The following is a 22,909-nucleotide window of genomic DNA, read 5'->3' on the forward strand; positions in this document are numbered from 1 at the left end:
GACCTTCAACGGGGTAGGCGCATGGCCGGTAGCGGTCAATCCAGGTTGCTCATCCACGCTGCCGGCGAGCGCTGGCGCTGGGCGGTGGCGGATGCGTCCGCCGGCCTGACGTCCAGCGGAGTCTGTGCGCCGGACCAACCGGACTGGCCGGCGGGGCTGCCGGTGCACGTGCTGTGCGATGCCGGCCGCTGTACCGCCCTGGCGCTGGATCTGCCCGAGATGTCGGCGACCCGGCTGCAGCAGGCGCTGCGCTGGGCGGCCGAAGAGCATCTGGCCGGATCGGCAGAGGAAGAGCACGTGGTGGCTGCCGGCCGCGATGCCGAGGGTCGTTTGCGCTGCGTGGTCATCTCGCATGCAGATATGGAATCGGTGCTGCAGCCGCTGTCCGGTCAGGCCGTCGAACAGCTCTGCCCTGACGCGCTCTGCCTGCCCTGGACGCCGGGACAGGTCAGCCTGGCGGGCCAGGATGAGCAGGTGATGGCCCGCTGGGGCGAATGGGCGTTCGGGCGGCTGGATGCCGGCCTGGCAGCGGATCTGCTCGAACCGGTGGCCGAGCCGGATGCCGAGTGGCGGTGGTACGGCGGCGAAATTCCGGGCGTTCTGGCCGATAGAGTGCGTGCCGCACCTGAAATTGACCACGGTTTGATGGCGGTTCTTGCCGACGGGCTGCGGGCGGCGCCGGTCAATCTGCTGGCCGGACGCTGGACGCCGAGCTCGAGCCGAACAGCCAGCCGTCACTGGCGCACCGCCGCCGCGCTGGCCGGCGGGGTCGTGGTTCTTGCCCTGGCGGCGCTGGGCCTGGAAAACCAATTGCTCGAAGCACGCAGCACGCAACTGCAAGGGGCGATCGAGGAACGCTTTGCCGAGGCTTTTCCGGGCGTGCGCGCGGCCGGCCGTCATCGCGAGCTGGCCGAACGCGAACTGGCCCGACTGCGCTTCGGTCAGTCCGCCGGGTTGCTGGAGCTGATGTATCGCGTCGGTCCGGTGCTGTCCGGCCAGTCCGGGGTTTCGCTGCGCGGTCTGAGCTATCGGGATGACCGCCTGGAGCTCGACGTGCGGGCGCCCGACGTGGCGGCGCTGGATGAGTTCGAGCAACGATTGCGGGCGCTTGACCTGGTCGCCAGCGTGCAATCAGCCAGTCTCGACGACGACGGCGCCAGCGGCCGCATCCGCGTTGCAGGTGCTGGCCGATGAGGGAATCCTGGGATCGTCTCAATGCCCGTCAGCGGGGGCTGATACTGCTGGCCGTAGCAACCCTGGTCGCGGCGCTGCTGTTCGTCGGCCTGTGGGAGCCGCTGGCCGAGGCGCGTGAACAGCGGCGCGATCGCGTCGCCGCCCAGCAGGCGCTTTTGAGCTGGCTGGATGCGGTCGCGCCCATGGCCGCCGAGCTTCGCCGCCGCGCCGACCGTGGCCGTGAGGAATCGCCGCGCTCGCTGCTCGGCCTGGCCGATGAAACCGCGCGCGCGGCCGGGCTGGCCGGCTCGCTGTCGCGAATCGAGCCGGCCGGAGATGACCGGGTCAGGGTCTGGCTGGATGGCGCCGAGTTTCTGGCGACCATGCAGTGGCTGGAACAGCTTGCGGCCGGGCATCCGGTCGTGGTCGATCAACTGGATCTCGAGCGCGGGAGCGGCGCCGGCCAGGTCAACGTTCGGGCCACCCTGGCTGCAGATGGGTAAACGCATCTGGCTGCTGCTGCCGGGATTTCTGGTCCTTCTGGTGCTGGTGGCCGTGACCCTGCCGGCCGCACTGCTGGCGCCACGGCTGGACCTGCCGCCCGGATTGACGCAGATACGGGGCACGGTCTGGTCGGGCACCGCCCAGTGGCGACAGACCGGCCGGCAGCCGCTGGCGCTGAAATGGCGCTGGCGCGGCGGCCGCCACTGGCACTGGCAGGCCAGCGGGGGTCAAACGGCGCTGGAGGGTCGCTGGCAGCCGGGATCAAAAGCGCGCCTGCCGGAGATTCATGGTCGTCTGGATCTGGATCGACTGGACCTGATCCACTGGCTGCAGATTGCCCGGCCGGTCGGCTGGCTGGACCTGGCGCTGACCGACGCGGTGCTTGCCGCAGGCCGCGCACCGCAGGCCGCGGGAAAAGTCGTGTGGCGTCAGGCCGGCCTGGCCGGCTCGATCCAGGAACCCCTGGGTGAGATCGAGATCCTGGCCGAAAACGTTGACGAGGCGTTGCGGCTTGAGATCCGTTCGCTTCAGCCGGCCTCGGTGCAGGTTCGCGGCTCGATCAGCTTTCAGGCCTCCCGCTACGATGCGGACCTGTGGTTGCGCGCGGCCGCTGGCCGGCCCGAGCTGACGGCGGCGCTGGCCGATATCGGTGAGCTCCAGCCCGATGGCCAGGTCCGCCTGCGCATCGGCGGTCGCACCGGACTGTAGTTCAACCCGCGTTGTTGTGGCCATCCGTTAAACTGAACCCAATGTCCGAGACGCCGACCCAGATGGTTGACCTGGAACGTGCCCTGAGCGTGGCGCGGCAGGCCGCAGCCCGCGCCGACGGCATCGCCATGAGTTATTTCCAGACCGCCAACCTGGCGGTCGAGCGCAAGTCCGATGCCAGCCCGGTCACGGTCGCGGATCGTCACTGCGAAGAGGCCATCCGGGAGACCCTGCGGCAAGCCTTTCCCGAGCATGCCGTGTTCGGCGAGGAGTACGGCCACGAAGGCGAAAGCCGTTGCCTTTGGCTGGTCGATCCGATCGACGGTACGCGCAGCTTCATTCGCGGTCTGCCGTTCTGGTCGGTGCAAATTGGCCTCATGATCGATGGCGAACTGATGCTCGGCGTTTCTTCCGCACCGGCCTTCGGCGAGACGGCCTGGGCGCTGTCGGGCGGTGCGGCATTCGTCAATGACCGACCCGCCCGGGTTCGGGAGGTGGCGCGCATCGAGGAAGCCGATCTGTCTTTCGGCAACCTGCGCAGCCTGGCCGGCGGCGAGGGCTGGGGCGTGGCCGGACAACTGGTGGCCCGGGCTGCCCGCAGCCGGGGCTACGGCGATTTCTATTCCTATCATCGTCTCGCTGACGGCGGCCAGGACGCGGTCATCGAAAGCGACGTCAACATCCTCGACATTGCCGCGCTGACCGTGATCTGCCGCGAGGCCGGGGCGCGGGTCACGGATCTGAAGGGTCGGTCGATTGATCTGGCGACCACCTCGATCCTGGCGGCCGGCCCGAACCTGCATGACCAGCTGCTATCCTTGTTTCATGACGCTTGAACCCGATCGTCCGTTGCCGGTCATTCACGCTCGGCGCGAGCGCCGGCCGGCCAAGTTGTTCAAGGTTGAGCAGCTCGACCTGGAGTTTTCCAACGGTGAGTGCCGCACCTACGAGCGCCTGGTCAGCCGGGGCCTCGGCGGCGTCATCGTGGTGGCTATGCCGGATCCGGCGAACGTGCTCCTGATTCGGGAGTACGCCTGCGGATTCCATCGCTTCGAGCTGTGCCTGCCCAAGGGACGACTGGAAGCCGGAGAAAGCGCTGTCGAAGGCGCCAACCGCGAACTGCAGGAAGAATGCGGTTTCGGCGCGCGCGAACTCGTCAGCCTCGGCGAGCTGACCATGGCCCCGGGCTATATGACCCACGCGACCCAGGTTGTGCTGGCGCGTGATTTATATCCCTCACGTCTGCCCGGCGACGAACCCGAGGAGCTGCAGGTGCTGACCTGGCCCATGGATGACCTGGTGACCCTCATCCAGCGCGAGGACTGCAGCGAGGGGCGCAGCATTGCGGCGCTGTACATGGCGCGTGACCTGATCGAGCGCGACCGGATTTGAAGCCGGCCGGGGCTGCGCCTCGTTTGCGCGCGCTTATTTGGAATAACCAAACTGCGCGCACCCAAGCCGAGCCGGAGGCTCCCGCAAAGGCGCCGTCGCGCCCTCGTAGACTTGTTCAGAGGTTCCCTAGAACGGTTTGACCACTACAAGGATGACAACCAGCACAAGGAACAGCGCGGGTACTTCGTTGAACAGGCGATACCAGTGCGAACTGTGCGGGTTGGCGTCGCGCACAAAAACCCCGACCAGGCGCCAGCACCACAGGTGGTAAGCGACCAGGCCGGCAACCAGGGCCAGCTTTACGTGCATCCAGCCGCCGGACGCCAGGTGCCAGGGCTGGGCAATCAGCAGACTCAGCCCGAGAATGACGGCGAGCGCCCCGCCGATGTGAGTGATCATGAGCAGCCGCCGCTGCATGATCTTGAGCAGATCGATGGTCGGCGGACGCGGATTTTCGGCGGCATAGACGAACAGCCGCGGAAGATAAAACAGGCCGGCAAACCAGGTCACGACGAAGATGATATGGAACGCTTCAAGCCAGCGCATGGCAGCTCCCTTGGATCGACAGGTTCATTGTCAGGCCGGCATTCTCCGGCAAGCGCGAGGGGAATACAACTTGACGATCGCGGATCCGGCGCGGTATAACAGACTCGCACGTTACAAAAAATTCATGAAAATCCAACATCACGGATTGCTCATATTCACAAGTGCGCGACTCATCCGGTTTGGGGCATCACGATTGAAGCGGCCAGTAAGCGGCCGCTTTTTTTTGATGGGTCCGCGATGGTATATTGAGGACGAATTCGGTACTCAATAGGCACCCATCATCAGCATGAACTCCGAAGCACCACCGCTTGTGTTCACCGAGGCCGCTGCGACCAAGGTCCGCGAACTGATTCTCGAAGAAGCCAATCCGGCGCTCAAGCTTCGGGTCTACATCACCGGGGGCGGCTGCTCCGGCTTCCAGTACGGCTTCAGCTTCGATGAAGCCGTCGATGAAGGCGACGTGTCGGTCACCCGTAACGATGTCACGCTGGTTGTCGATCCACTCAGCTTCCAATACCTGGAAGGGGCTGAAATCGACTACAGCGAAAGTCTCCAGGGCGCGCGCTTTGTCATTCGCAATCCGAATGCGGCGACCACCTGCGGCTGCGGTTCTTCTTTCGGGATCGCCTGATCCCATGCGCGGCCGGCGCTGGATGCCGCCATTTCCACCGGCGGCGTCAAAGTCCGCTCCGTGACCATCCTGATCGTTCTGCTGGGCATGCTGCTCAGCCATCTGGTTTATCCGATCGCCCGCTGGCGCAGCTTCGACTGGTTCACCGGCTTGATGGGCCCGATCCGGAGCCGGCCGGGTGGGCGCGAGTGGGAACCCGCGCTTGCCGTCATCGTGCTTTCACTGGGCCTGTCGCTCGGGGCAGGTGCCCTGGCCGTCGCGTTACTGGGATCGCCGGGCTGGTTCCTGCTGGCCCTTTGCGTGTTCGTCTACACCCTCGGGCCGCGCGATCTGGACCGCGACGTCCAGTCGCTGTTGGCCGCCAGGAGCGATCCGCGCCATCTCAAGGCCCGCCGGCTGATGCGAATTCAGCCTGAAGCCGGTCCCCGGGAGGCGGCAGCCGGTGTCTTCCACGCGGCCCAGGCACGGTGGTTCGGGACCCTGTTGTGGTTCGTTGTACTCGGCATCGCCGGGGCCTTGCTGTATCGGCTGACACGGCTCAGCCTGAATCTGCCGGGTTTGTCCCCCGGGCAGGCCTCCTGGCTGCTGCGCCTGCGGGCAATCCTGGATTGGCCGGTACTGGCCCTGATGCTGATCAGCGCCGGCCTGGGCGGCGATCTCGATCGGGTCCGCCAGGCCTGGCGGATGCATGTCAGCGGGCGTTCTGCCTGGTCGCTCCAGGACGGTGTGCTTGATGAGGTCGCTGCGGTCATGATCGACCCGGCGGCATCTTTCGAGGACGGTGTCACCGCTGGTCACCACCTGGTCTGGCGCATGCTGCTGATCTGGCTGGTGGTGCTGAGCCTGCTGCTGATTGCCGGCTGGCTATCATGATGCGCTAAGCTTTTGTCCCCTGATTCGTTGTTGATCGAAGGAACGTCTGATGCTGAAGAAACTGGTGATGCTCGCGATGATCATCGTGCCGGCCGGCCCGGTGCTGGCCGACCAGACCTGGCTGCGCTGCGGGGCGCTGGTCGATGTCGACGAGGGTCGAACGCTGGGCGCTCACACCATTGTGGTGGAGGACGGCAAGATCGAGTCGGTCCGGACCGGCTCGCCGGAAGCTCCGAACGACGCCGAGGTCCTGGATCTGTCGGTGCTGACTTGTTTGCCGGGCTTGATGGACATGCATACCCACATCACCAGCCAGTCCTCGCCCGACAGCTATCTTCGCCGCTTTACCGCCAACGAGGCCGACGTCGCCCTGCGCGGGGCGCACTACGCGAAGCTCACGCTGGAGGCCGGATTCACCACCATCCGCGACCTGGGCGATGCCTACAACGCCAGCATCGCCCTGCGCGACGCCATCGATGAAGGGATGGTGCCGGGGCCGCGCATCGTGACGGCGGCCAAGTCACTGGCGACCACCGGCGGCCATGCCGATCCGACCAACGGCCACCGCCGCGACCTGATGGGCGATCCCGGCCCGCGCGAAGGCGTGGTCAACGGCGCGGCCGACGCGCGCAAGGCCGTGCGCCAGCGCTACAAGGACGGCGCCGACCTGATCAAGATCACCGCCACCGGCGGGGTCTTGAGCGTTGCCCGCAGCGGCCAGAACCCGCAGTTCACCGAAGCCGAAGTGGCCGAGATCGTCCGGATTGCCGCCGACTACGAGATGCACGTGGCCGCCCACGCCCACGGCACCGAGGGCATGCAGCGCGCCATTCGCGGCGGCGTGCATTCCATCGAGCACGGCACCTACATGGACGATGAGACCATTGATCTGATGATCGAGCACCAGACCTGGTACGTGCCCACCGTCTCGGCCGGTCGCTTCGTGGCCAACATGGCGGTCGTGGACGGCTATTTCCCGCCGGTGGTGGCGGCCAAGGCGGCCGAGATCGGCCCCCTGATCCAGGAAACCTTCGGCCGGGCCCACGCCGCTGGCGTGCGCATCGCCTTTGGCACCGACTGCGGCGTGTGCCCGCACGGCGACAACGCGCTGGAGTTTCAGTACATGGTCGAGGCCGGCATGTCGCCGGCCGATGCGCTGCGCTCGGCCACGCTGCGGGCCGCCGAGTTGCTGGGCCGGACCGACGATCTGGGACGTTTGCGCCCCGGCTACCTGGCCGACGTGATTGCCGTGCCCAGTGACCCGCTGGCCGACGTCGCGGCGCTGATGGACGTTCGTTTCGTCATGCGCGAGGGCGGCGTCTACAAGACCCCATAACGCTCTGTTAGGCTTCGCGCGGCCGGGGACGGTGGTTTTTTCAGCCCTCGCCGTAGCCGCTGAGCTCCAGGTAGCCGCGGCCGATGGCCTCGCCGCTGCCCTGGTCGTGGATGTCGATCATGCCTTCCCAGTAGTCGACCGACTGCTGCCAGTGCTGATCGTCGAACACGGCGCGGGTGCGGATGTTCAGGCCGGCTGAGGGAATCTCGATGCGCCACTCCACCGGCCAGCGGTTGCCGTTGGCGTCACGCCAGCGACGCTCAACAACGGCTCGGTAGTCTTCGGCGTTCAAATACCGGCTGCGGCCATCGGGCTCGACCAGCAGGCCGTAGGACCACTCGGAGTCGCTGCCGTCCTCGTTGCGCAGCCGGGCCAGCATCAGGTCACGGCCGTCATCGAGCTGGATCGCGAACCAGTCCCAGCCCGCCTGACCCTCGGCCAGCTGGCTGGAGCCCCATTCGCGATCGAGCCAGGACAGGCCCTCGACCGACAGGACTTCGTCGCCGATCCTGACCTCGCCGCCCGTCGCCAGCCGGGTGATCGAGTAGTAGCGCGAGGCGTTGCCCGGGTCGGGTCCCTTGCGGCTGTAGCCGGCATCGCCCTGCAGCACCAGCGGGCGCTGCGGGGTGAGCTCCAGCTCCAGGGCGAAATCATCGGCCTCGGCGACCAGCCGCCAGGCCGGGTCGTCCAGCCGGACTTCCCAGTCGCGCAACCACCAGCGCTGCTCGTCGGCGCCGGCCAGGCCCATGGCGCCGCGGGCAAAGCGCTCGGCCTGGTAGAAGCGCTCGCTGCGGCCGTCGCTTAAGGCCAGATGCGCCATCCACATGGCCTCGGTGGCCCAGGCGGAATCCAGACCCTCTCCCGGCGGCAGGGCGAAGCGGAACAGGGTGAACTGGTAGCCCAGGCGCTCACCCTCGGCGGTTTCCAGGTTGCCGGTGAAATACCACCATTCGTTCTGGTAGTCCGGATGCTGGGCGTGGTCTTCGGGGAAAGACAGCGGTTCCGGCCCGGTGACGCGGCGGAAGTCCTCGCTCTCCCCGCTCATCAGGTTCTGGACCCGCAGGCGCTCGGTCGCGGGCGGCTCCGGCGGGCGCGTCTGCCAGGCCAGCCAGCTGCCGGTCAGCAGCACGAGTACCAGGACGATGACGGTATCCAGACGCATCAGCTTGCTCTCAGTAACGGGGCGGGATCACGGCTGGCAATCTTCCAGGCCGGGTAGGCCCCGGCGGCCGTGCCCAGCAGCAGGGCCAGCGGGATGATCACGGCCAGCGGCTGCCACGGCCAGGTCAGGGCCAGGCTCCAGCCGAAAGCCCGCGGCTGCACGGCCAGCGACAGCACGGCGTGGATGAGCATGCTGAACGGGACCGCCATCACCACGGCGATGGCCGCCAGGCTGGTGGTCTGGGTCAGCACCACGCCGGCCAGCCCGCGCCGCGGCAGGCCCAGGGCGCGCAGCGTGGCGTATTCGCGGCCGCGCTCCAGCCCCAGCGCCAGCAGGGCGCTGATCAGGGCGATGGCGGCGATCATGCCGACCAGAATGGCCAGCGCCCAGGAGATCCTGAACGTGCGGTCGAAAACGGCCAGGGTCTGCTCGCGCACCTGCTCGCGCGTGGTCAGGTTGCCGGCCGGATAGGCGTCCGCGATCTTGCTCTCGAGTTCCTCCAGACCGGTTCCGGCCTGCAGGTACAGGCCGATGCTGTCGCGCTGTTCGTCCTGCCACAGCTCGCGGAAGCGCCAGCCGATCAAACCGACCAGGCCGCGGTCGTTGCTGAAATCGCGGTAGACGGCGGCGACGTCGAAGCTGGCGGCCCCGGACGGCGTGGCCAGCTCGATCCGGTCTCCGGGCTCAAGCCCCTTGCGCCGGGCCATGGGCTCGGTCAGCAGGACGGCGGTTCCGGCCTCGACCGCCGGCTGCGCGCTTTCGCGGTCGCCGCTGACCCATTCGAAGGCCGCCCAGGCTTTCCGGTTGAGGTCGTATCCAACCACCATACTGCCGTCATCCATCCGGATCTGGCGCGAGCTGGTCAGCATTTCGATCTCCGGCCAGGCACGCAGGTCCTCGACGTCTTGCGAGTCGAGCTGCCCCTGGCTGACGGTGAGATAGACGTCGGCACTGATCAGGCGGCTGACCCAGTCGTCCACGGTGGCGCGGAACCCCAGCACCATCATGCCGACTCCGGCGCTCAGCGCCAGCGCCAGGCTAAGCGCCGAGACCGCAGGCGCCAGGCGCTGACGCGAACTCATCAGCATCTTGATCGCGCGCGGCATCAGGCCGCTGCCGCGGACGCTGAACAGCCGCAGCAGCTGCATTCCGATCGCCGGCGCCAGCAGGGCACAGCCCGACAGCATCAGGAACAGTCCGGCCATGACCGGCGGCAGGCCGCGGGTGGTCACGATCAGCGCTGCGCCCGACACCAGCAGCAGGCCGGGCAGCCAGCGCGACAACTGTAGTCCAGCGGGGCGGGTCTCGTGGACGGTTCGGGCAAGCTGCCCCGGCGGAATGCGCTGGGCCTCGCGCAACACGCCGTACACGCTGGCCAGCGCCATGATCACGGCCATGACCCAGACGGTTGCGTACAGCCCCAGGCTGGGCCGAATGCCGGCCGAAGCGACCATCCGGTACAACTCGGCCACCGGCTGACGAACCAGGTCCAGCAATGCGCTCGCCATCAGGGTGCCCAGGGCGAGTCCGGCCAGCGCTCCGAGTCCGGCCAGGATCACGGTCTCCAGGGCCAGCAGCGCCTGGATGCGACCCTGGGTGACGCCGACGGCGCGCAGCATGCCGATGGTGCGGCGGCGCTGAACCAGCAGGAAGGCGAGCACGCTGTAGATCACGAACAGTCCCACCGCCAGGCTGAGCAGGCTCATCGCCGTCAGGTTGGCGCGCATGCCGGCGGTCAGCGCGGCGGCCGATTCGCGCCGCTGTTGGGCGTCGACCAGTTCCAGGCCCTCGGGCAGATGCTCGATTAGCCAGTCGCGGTGCTGCGACGAGGTTTCGATGAAGCTCAGCTCCCCCCGGCGCCCGGTCAGGTGCTGGGCCGCGGCCAGGTCCATGATGACCCGATCGTCCAGCTCGCGTCGGGCGCTGACGGTGGCAACGATTTCGAGCTTCAGCGTTTCGCCCGAATGGCTGACCTCAAGCACGCCTTCCGGGCCTAGGCCGAGGCGCTGCAGCGTGGTTTCGCTGACCACGGCCGCATTGGCCTGCGTGAGCAGCTGGCCGGTGGCCGAACCGGTCGGGCGAACGGCGCTGTCGCGGTCCAGCGACAGCGGATCGACGGCCAGCAGTTCCAGCATCCGGTCCCCGTACCGAAGCCGCGAACTCAAGACCGGCAGCAGCGCCGGGGCGCCGGGCGTGGTGGCCAGTTGGCGGTACAGACTCTCATCCAGCGGACCGCGCGGATCGGTGATGCGTATGGTCTCGCTGCCGCTCAGGGATTCGGTCGCGCTGTCGAGCGCGTCGATGAGAACATCGCGCATCAGCGCCACGCCGGTCACGACCGCGACGCCGGCGGCGATGCCGATCAGGGCCAGCAGCAACTGCCCGGGGTGGCGGTAAAAAAACCGCCGCGAGGACTCCAGCAGCAGCCGCATCAGTCCTGGCTCAGGCGACCGTGGCGCAGCTGAAGCACCCGGTCGCACAACGCGGCCGCATCGTCGTTGTGGGTCACCATGAGCAAGGTGACGCCATGCTCCCGCGTGACCCGGTCAAACAGCGCCAGCACCCCTTCTGCGGTGGTCTGATCAAGACTGCCGGTGGGCTCGTCGGCGAGCAGGAGGGCGGGCCGGTGGACCAGGGCCCGGGCAATCGCCACGCGCTGCTTTTCGCCGCCGGAGAGTTTTTCCGGCAGTCGTTCCAGCAGGTCCGCGATGCCCAGCTCCTCGGCCAGTTCGGTGATGCGCTGACGCTGATCCAGCCGGTTGTTCAGCCACAGCGGCAGCTCGATGTTTTCGCGCACGGTCAGACTGTCGATCAGGTTGAAGTCCTGGAACACCAGGCCGATGTAGCGCGCTCGGAAGCGGGTGCGCTCGGGCTCGGCCAGTCTGGAGAGGCGGTGGCCGCCGACCCTTACCTCGCCGGCGTCGGGCGTGTCCATGCCGGCAGCCAGGTGGAGCAGCGTGGTCTTGCCCGAGCCGGATGAGCCCATGACCGCAACGCGTTCGCCCGCGCTCAGCTCCAGGGTCAGATCATCGAGCACCTGCACCGGTCCGCTCGTCCCGAAGCGGCGCTGCAGACCCTGAATGAGCAGGACTGGTTCACCCACTGAAACCGACTCCGATGAGGCCGCCGATGACCAGCAGCGCAATCGCCACGGCGCTCACCGCAAGCCGCAGGCGGCGATACCAGCCCGGCATGCGGTAGCCTTTCCAGGGTTCGTCAAGCAGCAAATGGATGCCGAACAGCGCCGCCAACCACAGGCTGGCCCAGGCGATCGGCATCAGCAAGGCCGGCCAGGCCAGAAGCACGAGCGCGTTGCTGGCGACCAGCAACCGGGGGCGGGTTCGCTCCCCGAGCAGGTGCCGGGCCCACAGTGTTCCGGCCAGAAACGACAGAATCAGCGTGGCGTAGCCAACCAGCAGCAACTCCAGCCAGGGCGGGGTTTCGATCATGCTGACCAGCGCCAGGGCGGCAAAGGGAATGACGCCACTCCAGGTCAGCGTTCGAGTGGTCGTGACAGTGACGGAATCCACGGGTGACAGGCCCTTTTCGTGACAAGTCGTAGTCAAAGTGTAGCGCCCACCTTTCCACGGCGGGTAAAAGAAGACCCCGACCGGGAGCCGTGGTCGGGGTCTTCAACGTGCATTCGGAACGGAGGGAGGGAGTCAGGGCCTTGGAGGGACCGCTCCGAACACGAGTGAAGCTTGGCCCGGCGGCGGTGAAATCACCGTGAACACCGGATTCGGGAACTTTGACCGCCGCGAAAGATCCCAAAAATGCGCGTGTTCCCGCCCCTTGCCGAAAGTTTCACTTGGCTTGAGGCTCGGCAATGTGGTAGGATTGAGACCAACCTTGGCAAAACCACAACGGTTGGGCAAGGTTGCAGGGCGCGAAGCGAGGTACATCACTCCGATATTGTTTGCCCCTCCCGTCACCGGGAGGGGTTTTTTTGTCCGTCGACACGGTGTGTGACGTTTCAGGCGGGCACGCTAGAATGGCGCTGTTGTCCGCGGCAAGGGACGATTACAAGGAGGTCTGTCGAGTGTTGCGAGAAAACAACAGCCCGCCCGAAGTAGCGGATCTTTTCCGGCGTGACCCGGATCGAGGCGCAGCATTCTCGGTCCTGCAGCAAGGCTGGATGCTCGATTATTCGCGAATACCACTGGATCGACCCCAGCGAGACCTGTTGCTGGACCTGCCTCGGCGGGTTCAGCTGCGCCCGGCGGTCGACCGCTTGTTTGATGGCGCCATTGTCAACCCGTCCGAAGCGCAGCCCGCGCTGCACATGCAGCTGCGTGGCCAGGACGCCAGCCCCGAGCGTCTGGCGGAGCGCCGGCAAATGCTGGCGCTGGCTGATCGACTGCATTCCGGCCGGGCGGGTCTCACCGATCTGGTCCACATCGGGATCGGTGGATCGGATCTCGGTCCGCGATTGGTGGCTGATGCCCTGGACGAAGACGACAGCGCCGTGCGCGTCCATTGGTTGTCGACCCTGGATGGGCGCCGGTTCGAGCGTCTGCTGCGCCAGCTCGACCCTGCCCGAACCGGCGTCGTCATTGCTTCGAAATCTTTTTCGACCGAAGAGACCATGACCCAGGCCGAGGCCATGCGGGTCTGGATGGGAAAAGACTTTGAGGCCGGCTCGTGGGCCAGCACAGCCAATGTCGATCGCGCCGTCGCCTTCGGCATACGGCCGGAGCACGTTTTGCCGTTTCCGGTCTGGACCGGCGGACGCTATTCACTGTGGTCCTCGGTGGGTGTCAGCGCGGGCGCGCAGATCGGGTCGAGTCGATTCGAGGAGCTGCTGGCTGGAGCCGCGGTGGCCGATCAGGCAATGCAGCGCGCGCCGGATGCTTCCAGCCTGGCGGTGATGCTGGGGTTGATGATTCACTATTTTCGGCGCGAGCTGGCGCTGCCGACCCTGGGTGTGGTGGCATACGAGCCGCGATTGGCGCTGCTCGGCGATTACCTGCAGCAGCTGGTCATGGAAAGCCTCGGCAAGGGCGTGGATCTGACTGACCAGCCGCTCGCTCAGCCGAGCGTGCCACTGGTTTACGGCGGACGGGGAACGGATCTGCAGCATTCGATCTTTCAGGCCCTTCACCAGGGCACGGATACCCACCCGTTATTGCTGGTCGGCAGCCTGGCCGACAGTCATGGTCATGTTGAATGGCAGCAGGCGCAGCTGGCGCATCTGCTGGCGCAGGCAGCGGCTTTTGCGCGCGGACGCCACGATGGCGCGCCGCATCGTCGCCTGCCCGGCAATCGACCGGTCGGTGTGCTGCTGGCCGAGCGCCTCACGCCAGAGGCGCTGGGTTTTCTTCTGGCAAGCTTCGAGCACGCGGTTTACGTGTTATCCGTGCTGTGGCAGATCAACGCGTATGATCAATGGGGCGTCGAGGAAGGCAAGCGGCTGGCGGCCGGGATTCGGCAGAGGCTTGCGAACGACGCGCTCAGCCTGGAAAAACTGGCCGGCTTTTTCTGATAGCGTAGGAAGGACTGCAAGTTGCCAATTATGAAAGCAACCGATCGTCTGGTCGGTCCACTTCAGCAAGCGGGCATAAAGAGACCTGCCAATAGTCCCTGATAGGGGCCAGCAATGCCACGTAAACGACACATTTGGAGAAATGATTATGAGTGACAAGAAAATTCTGACTTCCGCAATCGGTACACTGTCGGCCCTGTCGTTCTCGCTGGGCGCCATTGCCGCCGAGCCATCGACCGACAACCTGTTCGAGGCCGAATCCCTGGAACGTGGCTTCATGTCGCAGCAGGCCGGTTTCGAAGAAGGATCCTGCGGCGAAGGTCGGTGCGGTGAAGGTCAGTGTGGCGAAGGCGCGTGCGGTGAAGACGAAGACGAGGACAAGGACGAAGACGACAAGGACGAAGAAGGTTCCTGCGGCGAAGGCAGCTGCGGCGAAGGCAGTTGCGGCGAAGCCTGAGGCCTTTGGGCTTTGATCATGTCTTCGAATGATCGTCCGGTGCACGGCGCCGGGCTCGGACTGCGGCGGGCCCTGCTGGGTCCGCTGCAGGACGCGGATCTGGAGAAAGTGGGATTCCTGGAGCTCGCGCCGGAAAACTGGATCGGCGTCGGTGGGCGTCTCCGCCGCCAGCTGGCCTGGTATACGGAGCGCTTTCCGCTGGTCTGCCACGGCCTGTCGCTTTCCATCGGCGCGCCGGAACCGCTCGATTCGTCCTATCTCAAGCGCCTGAGATCGTTTCTGGACGAACACGAAGTGCGCTGTTTTTCCGAGCATCTGAGTTACTGCTCCGAGCATGGACACCTGTACGACCTGATGCCGCTGCCCTTCCTGCCCGAAACGGTGGCGTGGGTGGCCGACCGCATTGCCCAGGTACAGGATGCACTCGGCCGGCAAATTGCCGTGGAGAATATTTCCTATTACGCGCCGGTAGCGACCGAAATGTCAGAGCTGGAATTCATCAACGAAGTCTGCACCCGGGCCGACTGCCTGTTGCTGCTGGACGTTAACAACGTGCACGTCAACAGCGTCAACCACGGTTACGACCCCGACGACTTCCTGGCCGGGCTGCCGCATGATCGGGTGGCCTACCTGCACGTGGCCGGCCATCATCATGAGGCCGACGATCTGATTGTCGATACCCACGGCGCTCCCGTGGCCGACCCGGTGTGGGGATTGTTGCGTCACGCCTACGGCATTCTTGGCGCTGCGCCCACTGTGCTGGAAAGAGATTTCAATTTTCCGCCGGTGCCGGACCTGCTGGCGGAAGTGGCTACCATCGCTCGCCTTCAGCATGACCAAGACTCGAAACGCGGCCAGCACGCCGCCTGAGCGCCAGCTTCGGCTCCAGGCCGAGTTTGCCGCGCACCTGCGTGACCCCGAGCACAATCCGCCGCCGGCCGGTATCGAGGACCGGCGCCTGGCCATTTACCGGCGGCTGTTTTTCGGCAACCTGCGCAACCTCATGGCGAAAAACTTTCCCGTGCTTCGGCGCATGCTCGATGATGCCGAGTGGGATCGCCTGATCCGAGAACTGATGGTCGAGCATCGCGCCACCACCCCGCTGTTCCCCGAAATCGGCAGCGAAATGCTCGAATTCATTGACGGTCCGGGCCAACACTGGCTGTCGGATCGGCCCTGGATGGCTGAACTGATTCAGTGGGAGTATCTGGAAACCCTGGCCCGGCTGCACGAAGCCGATGTGCCCGAACAAACGGTGGTGGTGTCGGCCGATCCCGGCCACGATGAGGTGACGCTTAACCCGACCGTGCAGATGGGGCGCTTCGCCTGGCCGGTCCACCGGATACGCCCCGAGTTCGTTCCCAGCGAGGCTCTGGAACAGCCGATCAATCTGCTGGTTTACCGCCGTCACGATGATCGGGTCGCCTTTGAGCGCGTCAACGATTTCACGCTGCGATTTCTTCTGTTGGCGCAATCCAATGCCGGCTCGACCGGTCTGGTTTTACTGCAAGCGCTGGCCGAGGAATCGGGCATCAGCCCGCCGGATCCGGTGATCGAAGCCGGGCGCGGGATGCTGAAGCAGCTCGGCGATCGAGAAGTGATCATATTGACAAGCCCTGGCTGAATCACTCCTTTCGTCCGTCGGCCTTGCAGCGCAGATGCATGGACTGACTGGACGTACCGAACGACTGAAAGGAGTGAGCCTTATGATTGTGAACTTTTACGACGCCCTGACCCGGCGCCTGCGCGCCAGCGGCGACTGGGTTGCCCCCCTGGGCCTGCGGTTGCTGCTGGCCTACGAATTCTGGACTGCCGGCTACGGCAAATTCAAAGTCGGCACCGAAGCCCCCACCTGGTTTGCCAACCAGGACTTCGTGTTTCCGTTCGGTCTGCTGTCGGCGAACATGAACTGGGTGATGGTGACCTGGGGTGAAATGCTGGCCGCACTGGCCGTGCTGCTGGGCCTGTTTACCCGGTTTTTCGCCTTTTCGCTGCTGGTGATTACCGTGGTGGCCATCGCGGCCATGCACTGGCCTGCTTCCTGGGACAGCCTCGGCCAGCTCTGGGAAGGCTATTCGGTCTCGCGGGTGATGGACGACGGCGAGTTTCGCGGCAATTTCCGCATTCCCTTCCTCTTTCTGGCCATGATCCTGCCGCTGGTGTTCTGGGGTGCTGGCAAGCTCAGCCTCGATCATCTGCTGGTCTCGCTTTCGGGACGCCAGGGCCAGTTTCTTGAACGCGAGCCGGATCGGGTGGCCTTCGGGCTGGCGACGCTGATTTTTGGTTTGATGGCCATTTTCCTGATCCCGGCCTGGGGTATCGTGCTGCTGTTGCTCAGCGCCGGACTGCTGGGGTATACCGGATATGGCTGGTATGCCGCGCAGAGGGCCTGAGCCGTGATGAGGGAGTCCGCCAGTAGCGGCACCGTCCCGGCCTGTTTGCTGGGGTCGGATCGCCGTAGAGGAGAGCAGGTCATGTCCAGCGAATCCGCCAGAGCCCGGATCTGGGTCGTTGACGACGACCACGCGGTGCGCGAGGCGATCGGTTTCATGCTCGACAGTCACCAGATCGACTACCGGTTGTTCGATTCGGCCGAAGCCATGCTTGCAGCACTCAAGCCCGCCGATCGGGGTTGTCTGCTGCTGGACGTGAAAATGCCCGGCATGGACGGACTGGCGCTGCAGACGCGCCTGCACGAAGCGGGTATCACGATGCCGGTGGTGTTCATTTCCGGGCACGGAGATATCCGAACCGCCGTGCGCGCCGTTCAGGCCGGGGCACTGGACTTTCTTGAAAAACCGTTCGATGCCGAACTGCTGCTTGAAAAGCTTGACAACGCCCTGGAGATCGATCGCGCCGGGCAGGCCGAGCTGGCGGCGCTTGCCGACGTCGAGCAGCGCCTGGCCAGACTGACACCGCGCGAGCGGGAAGTCATGGAAGGCATGCTGGAAGGCAAGCTCAATAAGCTGATCGCGGCGGATCTCGATATCAGCGTGCGCACCGTGGAGATCCATCGCGCCAACGTGCTCGACAAGCTGGAGGCCCGCAACGGATCAGACCTGGTGCGCGTGGTACTTTCCAGCCAAAGCTACCGCGACTGGTTGCTCTGAGGTCGTCCGACGCCTTGCTCGCTTACGGTAGCGTGCTCAACGGGATGGTGATAATGGGCAGCCCAAGCGCGTCGGTTCGCCGGCGCGCGCGCAGGGTCTCGTCGGCGCGGACCCGGTCCAGGTAGTAGTACAGCTCGGCCACGCCGTGGAACTGCTCGAGCGTGACCAGGTTGAGCCGGGTCGCCTCGTCCAGGCCGGGAACGAAGCCCAGCGGGAGGAAAAAGCCCCGGTGGCCCTGGTCGGTCCCCAGCGAGGTGTAAAACACCGTCAGCACATGATCGGCTGGCACGAGCGCCGGAACCACTTCAATGTCGAAACGCGCGCGAAGTTCCATGGCCAGACGCTGATCGGCGTAGCTTTGCAGTTCCTCATCGCCGAGGAAATGCGAGTCGATCCGCAAACGCTTTCCGGACAGTGGGGTGAAGTCGCTTGTCGGCAGGGCGCCGGCCAGATCGTCGACGGCATAGCTGACCAGGCGCTGGGCGGTGGAGCCGACCAGAGAGTCCTGCGCCTGGCGTGATCCACAGCCGGCCAGCAGCGCGAGGGCCAGCAGCAGCAACAGAATCCGCGCCAGCGTGACGGGCAGAGGTTCAGGCTTGAAGGTCATGCCCGGCATGCTAGCAGAGCAGGCCGGGCCCCGGCCGTTTACACTTATCATTTGTGCTCAATGACGCAATTGATGCTCTCATGACGGAGACGAACTCGGAAACCTATCATCCGGCAGCGCTGGAGCCGGCGATGCAGGCGCTCTGGTCGTCGGCGCGGCTGCATCGGGCCGAGCGCGGCACCGGCGAAAGCTACTACTGCCTGAGCATGTTCCCCTATCCCTCGGGCAGGTTGCACATGGGGCATATGCGCAACTACACCATCTGCGACGTGATGTCGCGCTTCCAGCTCATGCAGGGCAGGCGGGTGCTGCAGCCCATGGGCTGGGACGCCTTCGGTCTGCCGGCCGAAAACGCGGCCATGGCCAACGGCGTGCCGCCGGCCGAGTGGACCCGCTCCAACATCGCCCACATGCGCGGCCAGCTCAAGAGCCTGGGCTTTGCGATCGACTGGGACCGGGAGATCGCGACCTGCAATGCCGACTACTACCGCTGGAACCAGTGGTTTTTCCTGCGGCTGCTCGAGCGCGGGATCGCCTACCAGAAGACCGGCACGGTCAACTGGGATCCGGTCGACCAGACCGTGCTGGCCAACGAGCAGGTGGTCGACGGCCGCGGCTGGCGCACCGGCGCGCTGGTCGAAAAGCGCGAAATTCCCATGTATTACCTGCGCATTACCGACTACGCCCAGGAGCTGCTCGACAGTCTGGCCCAGCTCGACGGCTGGCCGGAGCGGGTCAAGGCCATGCAGGCCAACTGGATCGGGCGCAGTGAAGGCGCCGAGATCGCCTTTGCCTGTGCCGATCAGGTGATCCGGGTCTTTACCACGCGACCCGATACCCTGATGGGCGCGACCTTCATGGCCGTGGCCGCCGAGCATCCGCTGGCCCGGCGGGCGGCCGAATCGAACCCGGATTTGGCCGAGTTCATTCGCGAGTGCCAGCAAGGCGGCGTGTCGGAGGCCGACATCGCCACCCAGGAAAAGCGCGGCATGGATACCGGCTTAAAGGCCATCCACCCGCTGACCGGGGACGAGTTGCCCGTTTGGATCGCCAACTACGTGCTGATGGGTTACGGCGAGGGCGCGATCATGGCCGTGCCCGCCCACGACGAGCGCGACTTCGAGTTCGCCCTGAAATACGATCTGCCGATCCGCCAGGTCATCAGCCTGCCCGACGGCCAGGTCTACGATGACCGCCACTGGCACGAGGCCTATGCGGCCAAAGATGGCGAGCTGGTCAACTCGGGCAACTACACCGGGCTGTCTTGCAGCGACGGCTTTGCCGCCATCGTCGGCGATCTCGAAGCCAAAGGCGCCGGCCAGGCGCGGGTGCAGTTTCGCCTGCGCGACTGGGGCATTTCGCGCCAGCGCTACTGGGGTTGTCCGATTCCAATCATCCATTGCAAGGCCTGCGGTGCGGTGCCGGTGCCGGAGCAGGACCTGCCGGTCCGGCTGCCCGAGGACCTGGTGCCGGATGGCTCCGGCAATCCGCTCAATCGCTGCGAGGCGTTCCTGAACGTGCCGTGCCCGAAATGCGGTCAGCCGGCCCGGCGCGAGACCGACACCATGGACACCTTCGTCGACTCGTCCTGGTATTTCCTGCGCTACACCTGTCCCGACAACGACCAGGCCATGGTCGATGAGCGCACCTCGGAGTGGATGCCGGTCGATCAGTACGTCGGCGGCATCGAGCACGCCATCCTGCACCTGCTCTACGCGCGCTTCTGGACCAAGCTGATGCGCGACGAGGGGCTGATCGATATCGACGAGCCGTTCCGGCGCCTGCTGACCCAGGGCATGGTGCTGGCCGAGACCTATTACCGCGAGGACGCCGCCGGTCGCCGGACCTGGTTCAACCCTTCAGAGGTTGAAGTCCGCCGCGACGCCAAGGGGGGTGTGGACTCCGCTGTTCTGATCGCCGACGGCGAGCCGGTGACGCCGGGCGGGGTCGAGAAGATGGCCAAGTCGAAAAACAACGGCGTCGATCCGCAGGCGCTGGTCGACCAGTACGGGGCCGATACGGTGCGCCTGTTTTCGATGTTCGCCGCGCCGCCGGAGCAGTCGCTGGAATGGTCGGACGCCGGTGTCGAGGGCGCCTGGCGCTTTCTTCGCCGCCTCTGGAGCGGCGTCCATCGCCACGTCGCCGGCGGCCTGCCCCGCTCGGCGCTTGATGCGCAAGCGCTCGGCGACCCGGGCCGTGAGCTGCGCCGCGTGCTCCACGAAACCATCGCCAAGGTCAGCGATGACTATGCCCGCCGCCTGACCTTCAACACCGCCATCGCCGCGGTCATGGAGTGCTGCAACCGGCTGGCGCGCTTCGAGCCTTCCGATGACAACGACCGCGCCCTGGTCCAGGAGTGCTGGACCAGCCTGGTGCGCCTGATTGCGCCGGTGACCCCGCACGTGGCCGAGGCGTTGTGGCGCAAGCTGGGCGGGGCTGAGTCGGTGTTCGAGGCCGGCTGGCCCGGGGTCGACGAGTCGGCGCTGGCGCGCCAGACCGTGACCATGGTCGTGCAGGTCAACGGCAAGGTGCGCGGCCGCATCGAGGTGGTCCCGGGCAGCGCCCGCGAGGAGGTCGAGGCCCAGGCCCGGGCCGAGGACAACGTTGCGCGTTTCATCGACTCCAAGACCGTGCGCAAGGTGATCGTGGTGCCGGACAAGCTCGTCAACATCGTGGTCGGCTGATGCGCAGGGCTGCATTCGCCTGGAGTTCGGCCGGTCTGGCGATCCTGCTGCTGGCAGGATGCGGCTTTCAGCTGCGCGGAGAGGCTCGCCTGCCCGAGGCCATGGCCCGCACCTGGCTTGTCGTGCCCGACGCCAACAGCGCGTTCGCGCGCGAGCTGGCGCTGCGCCTGCAGGCAGATGGCGTGGAATTGAGCGAGGGACAGGACAGCGCCAGCGCGGTTCTGCGTATTCATTCGGAGCGAATGCGCAGCGAACCACTGACGATTTCCGGCCAGGCCCGGGTGCGCGAGTTCCTGCTGGTTTTCGAGCTTGACTTCGAGTTGCGCAACGCCGACGACGAACCGCTGATCGGGCGCGAGACCCTGCGCCTGAGCCGCGAATACAGCTTCGATGAGCAGGCCATCCTGGCCGCCTCGCGCGAGGAAGAGTTTTTGCGCGCCGATCTGCGCCGGTCCATGGCCGCGCAGGTGATCCGCCGCCTGGAAGCTGTGCCCGCGCCATGAAGCTCTTCCCCGATCGTCTGCCTGATCGCCTGACACGGGGGCTGGATCGGGTCTACCTGATTGCCGGGCCCGAACACCTTTTGGTCGAAGAGGCCTGCGATGCCGTGCGGGCCGCTGCCCGTGTCGCCGGTATCGACGAGCGAGTGGTTCTCGAAGCCGATGCGCGCTTTGACTGGGGACGCTTGAGTGCCGCCACCGAGACCCTGTCTCTGTTTGCCAGCCGGCGTCTGGTCGAGGTGCGCTTAGCCTCCGGCAAGCCGGGCCGCGAGGGTGGCGCGGCTTTGCGGGAATGGATCGGGCAGGACGGCGACGATGTGTTGCTGGTCAAGTGCAACGCCTGGGACATGAGTCAGGAGAGGAGTGCCTGGGCGAAGGCGCTGGAAGGTGCCGGGGTTTACCTCCCGTGCTGGGCGGTCAAGGCCGGCCAGTTACCGGACTGGATCAGCCGTCGGCTGGCTTCGCGCGGCCTGCGCGCCGACCGCGCGGCCTGCCGCTTTCTGGCCGAGCGTCTGGAAGGCAACCTGCTCGCCGCGGCCCAGGAAATCGAGCGCCTGGCGCTGCTCTACGGTGAGGGTAGCCACCTGGGTCTGGACGAGCTGCGCGCAGCGGTCGCCGACAGCGCGCGCTTCGACAGCTTTCGCCTGGTCGAGCTGGTGCTGACCGGGCAGGCCGGGTCAGCGGTTCGCTGCGTGCGCGGCCTGCGTGAAACCGACACACCGATGCCGATGATTCTGTCTGCGCTGGCGCGCGAACTGCAAAATCTGGCCGCCTTTCAGCAGCGTCGCCCGGCGATAGGCGAGGCCGCCGCGTTCAAAGAGCTGGAGGTCTGGCGCGCCCGGCAGGCGCCGATGGCCGCGGCGGCGCGCCGGCTGGATCCGGCTGCGGTTCGCTCAGCGGTCGCCCGGCTGTCGGATCTGGACCGGATGGCCAAGTCCAACGAGAGCCACGCTTTCTGGGTTGCCCTGGAAAGGCTGTGCGTGGAAGTGGCCGGCACGGAGCCAGGACGGCATGCCGCCTAGCCGAAAGCGCATACGCAACCGCGCGGTCGCCATTTTCGGCGGTACCTTCGACCCCGTTCACTACGGACACCTGCGCGCGGCCGCCGAGATTTCCGAGCGACTCAAGGTCAGCGATTTCCGCCTGGTGCCGGCCGGTCGTCCGCCGCATCGTGAGGGCACCTGGGCCGAAGCTTTCCATCGACTGGCCATGCTGGAACTGGCGGTCGCGTCCTACCCAGACCTGCATGTCGACGCCCGCGAGGTGCTGCGCACCGGGCCGTCGTTCATGGTCGATACGCTGGCCAGCGTGCGTACGGAAGTCCCCGATGTGCCGCTTCTGCTGTGCGTCGGCCAGGACGCGGCCAATCATCTCGACCGCTGGGATCGCTGGCAGCGCCTGCTCGATCTGGCCCATCTGGTGGTCATGACCCGTCCCCGCAGCGAACCGGCCTATCCCGACCAACTGGCCGAACTGCTCGAGCAGCGCCGGGTGGGTCGGGCGCGCGACCTGATGGACTCGCCATGCGGGCTGGTCTGTCACGTCGAGGTAACCCAGCTGGCAATCTCGTCGACCGATATCCGCAACCAGCTCAGGCATGGCTGGAATCCGCGCTTCCTGCTGCCGGCGACCGTGCTGTCCTACATCCGCAAGCACGAACTCTACGGGGCCGGTCCGGCGGGCGGTGGATGAAACGTTGCTCGCAACGGGGTAAACTGAGACTTCAACTCAACCACTACCGATC

General features: G+C 66.1%; 24 protein-coding genes. 18 read left to right on the forward strand and 6 right to left on the reverse strand.

The genetic code is table 11. The features are described from left to right. Nucleotides 1–21: 21 nt before the first annotated feature. Genes gspL through nudE form a run of 5 tightly spaced genes read left to right on the forward strand, consistent with a single transcriptional unit; the run spans nt 22 to nt 3,777 of the window. Entirely contained in the window at nt 22–1,194 is a 1,173-nt protein-coding gene (gspL, locus tag G3I74_RS12015) for a type II secretion system protein GspL (protein ID WP_164211855.1), read from the forward strand. Then, a complete protein-coding gene (gspM, locus tag G3I74_RS12020) occupies nt 1,191–1,676 on the forward strand; it encodes a type II secretion system protein GspM (protein ID WP_164211856.1) in 486 nt (161 codons plus the stop codon). The genes gspL and gspM overlap by 4 nt, the downstream gene beginning before the upstream one ends. After that, the gene (gspN, locus tag G3I74_RS12025) at nt 1,669–2,385 is read left to right on the forward strand and encodes a type II secretion system protein N (protein ID WP_164211857.1); all 717 of its coding nucleotides are present in this window, start codon (nt 1,669–1,671) and stop codon (nt 2,383–2,385) included. The genes gspM and gspN overlap by 8 nt, the downstream gene beginning before the upstream one ends. A 41-nt stretch (nt 2,386–2,426) precedes the next feature. Continuing rightward, complete coding sequence (locus tag G3I74_RS12030) at nt 2,427–3,221, forward strand: inositol monophosphatase family protein (RefSeq protein ID WP_239056892.1); 795 nt, start codon at nt 2,427–2,429, stop codon at nt 3,219–3,221. Then, nucleotides 3,211–3,777, forward strand: coding sequence for an ADP compounds hydrolase NudE (gene nudE / locus G3I74_RS12035; RefSeq protein ID WP_164211858.1), 567 nt, complete (start codon nt 3,211–3,213; stop codon nt 3,775–3,777). The genes G3I74_RS12030 and nudE overlap by 11 nt, the downstream gene beginning before the upstream one ends. A gap of 126 nt (nt 3,778–3,903) precedes the next feature. On the opposite strand, the gene G3I74_RS12040 is transcribed toward nudE, so the two are convergent. Next, nucleotides 3,904–4,323 (reverse strand): CopD family protein, encoded by a 420-nt coding sequence (locus tag G3I74_RS12040; protein ID WP_164211859.1) that lies wholly within the window; start codon nt 4,321–4,323, stop codon nt 3,904–3,906. Between the two features lie 286 nt (nt 4,324–4,609). Here G3I74_RS12040 and erpA point away from each other — a divergent pair, with 286 nt between their 5' ends. Genes erpA through G3I74_RS12055 form a run of 3 tightly spaced genes read left to right on the forward strand, consistent with a single transcriptional unit; the run spans nt 4,610 to nt 7,163 of the window. After that, nucleotides 4,610–4,954, forward strand: a complete 345-nt coding sequence (gene erpA / locus G3I74_RS12045) for an iron-sulfur cluster insertion protein ErpA (RefSeq protein WP_164211860.1) — start codon at nt 4,610–4,612, stop codon at nt 4,952–4,954. Between the two features lie 60 nt (nt 4,955–5,014). Next, entirely contained in the window at nt 5,015–5,827 is an 813-nt protein-coding gene (locus G3I74_RS12050) for a hypothetical protein (RefSeq protein ID WP_164211861.1), read from the forward strand. A gap of 49 nt (nt 5,828–5,876) precedes the next feature. Then, a complete protein-coding gene (locus tag G3I74_RS12055; RefSeq protein ID WP_164211862.1) occupies nt 5,877–7,163 on the forward strand; it encodes a metal-dependent hydrolase family protein in 1,287 nt (428 codons plus the stop codon). 40 nt (nt 7,164–7,203) lie between these two features. Here the strand turns inward: G3I74_RS12055 and G3I74_RS12060 are convergent, their stop codons facing one another. Genes G3I74_RS12060 through G3I74_RS12075 form a run of 4 tightly spaced genes read right to left on the reverse strand, consistent with a single transcriptional unit; the run spans nt 7,204 to nt 11,855 of the window. Then, a complete protein-coding gene (locus tag G3I74_RS12060; RefSeq protein ID WP_239056893.1) occupies nt 7,204–8,325 on the reverse strand; it encodes a lipocalin-like domain-containing protein in 1,122 nt (373 codons plus the stop codon). Next, nucleotides 8,325–10,757, reverse strand: a complete 2,433-nt coding sequence (locus tag G3I74_RS12065) for an FtsX-like permease family protein (protein WP_164211863.1) — start codon at nt 10,755–10,757, stop codon at nt 8,325–8,327. Before G3I74_RS12065 ends, G3I74_RS12060 begins: the two co-directional genes overlap by 1 nt. After that, complete coding sequence (locus G3I74_RS12070) at nt 10,757–11,428, reverse strand: ABC transporter ATP-binding protein (protein ID WP_338063106.1); 672 nt, start codon at nt 11,426–11,428, stop codon at nt 10,757–10,759. The genes G3I74_RS12065 and G3I74_RS12070 overlap by 1 nt, the downstream gene beginning before the upstream one ends. Further along, a complete protein-coding gene (locus G3I74_RS12075; protein WP_164211865.1) occupies nt 11,421–11,855 on the reverse strand; it encodes a DUF3429 family protein in 435 nt (144 codons plus the stop codon). Before G3I74_RS12075 ends, G3I74_RS12070 begins: the two co-directional genes overlap by 8 nt. Nucleotides 11,856–12,316: 461 nt before the next feature. On the opposite strand from G3I74_RS12075, the gene G3I74_RS12080 reads away from it, so the two are divergent. The 6 genes from G3I74_RS12080 (at nt 12,317) to G3I74_RS12105 (ending at nt 17,374) form a co-directional block, all read left to right on the forward strand. Next, the gene (locus G3I74_RS12080; RefSeq protein ID WP_164211866.1) at nt 12,317–13,807 is read left to right on the forward strand and encodes a glucose-6-phosphate isomerase; all 1,491 of its coding nucleotides are present in this window, start codon (nt 12,317–12,319) and stop codon (nt 13,805–13,807) included. Nucleotides 13,808–13,955: 148 nt separating this feature from the next. Further along, on the forward strand, nt 13,956–14,264 hold the full coding sequence (locus tag G3I74_RS12085; protein WP_164211833.1) for an HvfA family oxazolone/thioamide-modified RiPP metallophore: 309 nt from the start codon (nt 13,956–13,958) through the stop codon (nt 14,262–14,264). A gap of 18 nt (nt 14,265–14,282) precedes the next feature. Beyond that, nucleotides 14,283–15,134 (forward strand): HvfB family MNIO-type RiPP peptide maturase, encoded by an 852-nt coding sequence (locus G3I74_RS12090; RefSeq protein ID WP_164211867.1) that lies wholly within the window; start codon nt 14,283–14,285, stop codon nt 15,132–15,134. After that, complete coding sequence (locus tag G3I74_RS12095; RefSeq protein WP_164211868.1) at nt 15,097–15,888, forward strand: HvfC family RiPP maturation protein; 792 nt, start codon at nt 15,097–15,099, stop codon at nt 15,886–15,888. The genes G3I74_RS12090 and G3I74_RS12095 overlap by 38 nt, the downstream gene beginning before the upstream one ends. 82 nt (nt 15,889–15,970) lie before the next feature. Then, nucleotides 15,971–16,657, forward strand: a complete 687-nt coding sequence (locus G3I74_RS12100) for an HvfX family Cu-binding RiPP maturation protein (protein WP_164211869.1) — start codon at nt 15,971–15,973, stop codon at nt 16,655–16,657. Between the two features lie 81 nt (nt 16,658–16,738). Continuing rightward, the gene (locus G3I74_RS12105) at nt 16,739–17,374 is read left to right on the forward strand and encodes a response regulator transcription factor (RefSeq protein WP_164211870.1); all 636 of its coding nucleotides are present in this window, start codon (nt 16,739–16,741) and stop codon (nt 17,372–17,374) included. A gap of 22 nt (nt 17,375–17,396) precedes the next feature. Here G3I74_RS12105 and G3I74_RS12110 read toward each other — a convergent pair whose 3' ends face one another. Beyond that, nucleotides 17,397–17,981, reverse strand: coding sequence for a hypothetical protein (locus G3I74_RS12110; protein WP_164211871.1), 585 nt, complete (start codon nt 17,979–17,981; stop codon nt 17,397–17,399). A gap of 80 nt (nt 17,982–18,061) precedes the next feature. On the opposite strand from G3I74_RS12110, the gene leuS reads away from it, so the two are divergent. From leuS to nadD, 4 genes are read left to right on the forward strand one after another with little or no spacing between them, the layout of a single operon-like run. After that, on the forward strand, nt 18,062–20,665 hold the full coding sequence (leuS, locus tag G3I74_RS12115) for a leucine--tRNA ligase (protein ID WP_164211872.1): 2,604 nt from the start codon (nt 18,062–18,064) through the stop codon (nt 20,663–20,665). After that, complete coding sequence (locus G3I74_RS12120) at nt 20,665–21,168, forward strand: LPS-assembly lipoprotein LptE (RefSeq protein ID WP_164211873.1); 504 nt, start codon at nt 20,665–20,667, stop codon at nt 21,166–21,168. Before leuS ends, G3I74_RS12120 begins: the two co-directional genes overlap by 1 nt. Further along, the gene (gene holA / locus G3I74_RS12125) at nt 21,165–22,187 is read left to right on the forward strand and encodes a DNA polymerase III subunit delta (protein ID WP_164211874.1); all 1,023 of its coding nucleotides are present in this window, start codon (nt 21,165–21,167) and stop codon (nt 22,185–22,187) included. The genes G3I74_RS12120 and holA overlap by 4 nt, the downstream gene beginning before the upstream one ends. After that, nucleotides 22,177–22,857, forward strand: a complete 681-nt coding sequence (nadD, locus tag G3I74_RS12130) for a nicotinate-nucleotide adenylyltransferase (RefSeq protein ID WP_164211875.1) — start codon at nt 22,177–22,179, stop codon at nt 22,855–22,857. The genes holA and nadD overlap by 11 nt, the downstream gene beginning before the upstream one ends. The last annotated feature ends 52 nt before the right edge of the window (nt 22,858–22,909 follow it).

Source organism: Wenzhouxiangella limi, from assembly GCF_010499265.1.
GTDB lineage: Bacteria > Pseudomonadota > Gammaproteobacteria > Xanthomonadales > Wenzhouxiangellaceae > Wenzhouxiangella > Wenzhouxiangella limi.

Bases quoted from the DNA above. Each gene is read 5' to 3' on its own strand.
- nudE (WP_164211858.1), top strand. From the start codon at position 3,211: ATGACGCTTGAACCCGATCGTCCGTTGCCGGTCATTCACGCTCGGCGC.
- erpA (WP_164211860.1), top strand. From the start codon at position 4,610: ATGAACTCCGAAGCACCACCGCTTGTGTTCACCGAGGCCGCTGCGACC.
- G3I74_RS12120 (WP_164211873.1), top strand. From the start codon at position 20,665: ATGCGCAGGGCTGCATTCGCCTGGAGTTCGGCCGGTCTGGCGATCCTG.
- G3I74_RS12040 (WP_164211859.1), bottom strand. From the start codon at position 4,323: ATGCGCTGGCTTGAAGCGTTCCATATCATCTTCGTCGTGACCTGGTTT.
- gspM (WP_164211856.1), top strand. From the start codon at position 1,191: ATGAGGGAATCCTGGGATCGTCTCAATGCCCGTCAGCGGGGGCTGATA.
- G3I74_RS12090 (WP_164211867.1), top strand. From the start codon at position 14,283: ATGTCTTCGAATGATCGTCCGGTGCACGGCGCCGGGCTCGGACTGCGG.
- G3I74_RS12105 (WP_164211870.1), top strand. From the start codon at position 16,739: ATGTCCAGCGAATCCGCCAGAGCCCGGATCTGGGTCGTTGACGACGAC.
- G3I74_RS12095 (WP_164211868.1), top strand. From the start codon at position 15,097: ATGACCAAGACTCGAAACGCGGCCAGCACGCCGCCTGAGCGCCAGCTT.
- G3I74_RS12060 (WP_239056893.1), bottom strand. From the start codon at position 8,325: ATGCGTCTGGATACCGTCATCGTCCTGGTACTCGTGCTGCTGACCGGC.
- G3I74_RS12100 (WP_164211869.1), top strand. From the start codon at position 15,971: ATGATTGTGAACTTTTACGACGCCCTGACCCGGCGCCTGCGCGCCAGC.
- leuS (WP_164211872.1), top strand. From the start codon at position 18,062: ATGACGGAGACGAACTCGGAAACCTATCATCCGGCAGCGCTGGAGCCG.
- gspN (WP_164211857.1), top strand. From the start codon at position 1,669: ATGGGTAAACGCATCTGGCTGCTGCTGCCGGGATTTCTGGTCCTTCTG.
- G3I74_RS12080 (WP_164211866.1), top strand. From the start codon at position 12,317: ATGGCGCTGTTGTCCGCGGCAAGGGACGATTACAAGGAGGTCTGTCGA.
- G3I74_RS12030 (WP_239056892.1), top strand. From the start codon at position 2,427: ATGTCCGAGACGCCGACCCAGATGGTTGACCTGGAACGTGCCCTGAGC.
- G3I74_RS12085 (WP_164211833.1), top strand. From the start codon at position 13,956: ATGAGTGACAAGAAAATTCTGACTTCCGCAATCGGTACACTGTCGGCC.
- G3I74_RS12065 (WP_164211863.1), bottom strand. From the start codon at position 10,757: ATGCGGCTGCTGCTGGAGTCCTCGCGGCGGTTTTTTTACCGCCACCCC.
- holA (WP_164211874.1), top strand. From the start codon at position 21,165: ATGAAGCTCTTCCCCGATCGTCTGCCTGATCGCCTGACACGGGGGCTG.
- G3I74_RS12110 (WP_164211871.1), bottom strand. From the start codon at position 17,981: ATGACCTTCAAGCCTGAACCTCTGCCCGTCACGCTGGCGCGGATTCTG.
- G3I74_RS12055 (WP_164211862.1), top strand. From the start codon at position 5,877: ATGCTGAAGAAACTGGTGATGCTCGCGATGATCATCGTGCCGGCCGGC.
- nadD (WP_164211875.1), top strand. From the start codon at position 22,177: ATGCCGCCTAGCCGAAAGCGCATACGCAACCGCGCGGTCGCCATTTTC.
- gspL (WP_164211855.1), top strand. From the start codon at position 22: ATGGCCGGTAGCGGTCAATCCAGGTTGCTCATCCACGCTGCCGGCGAG.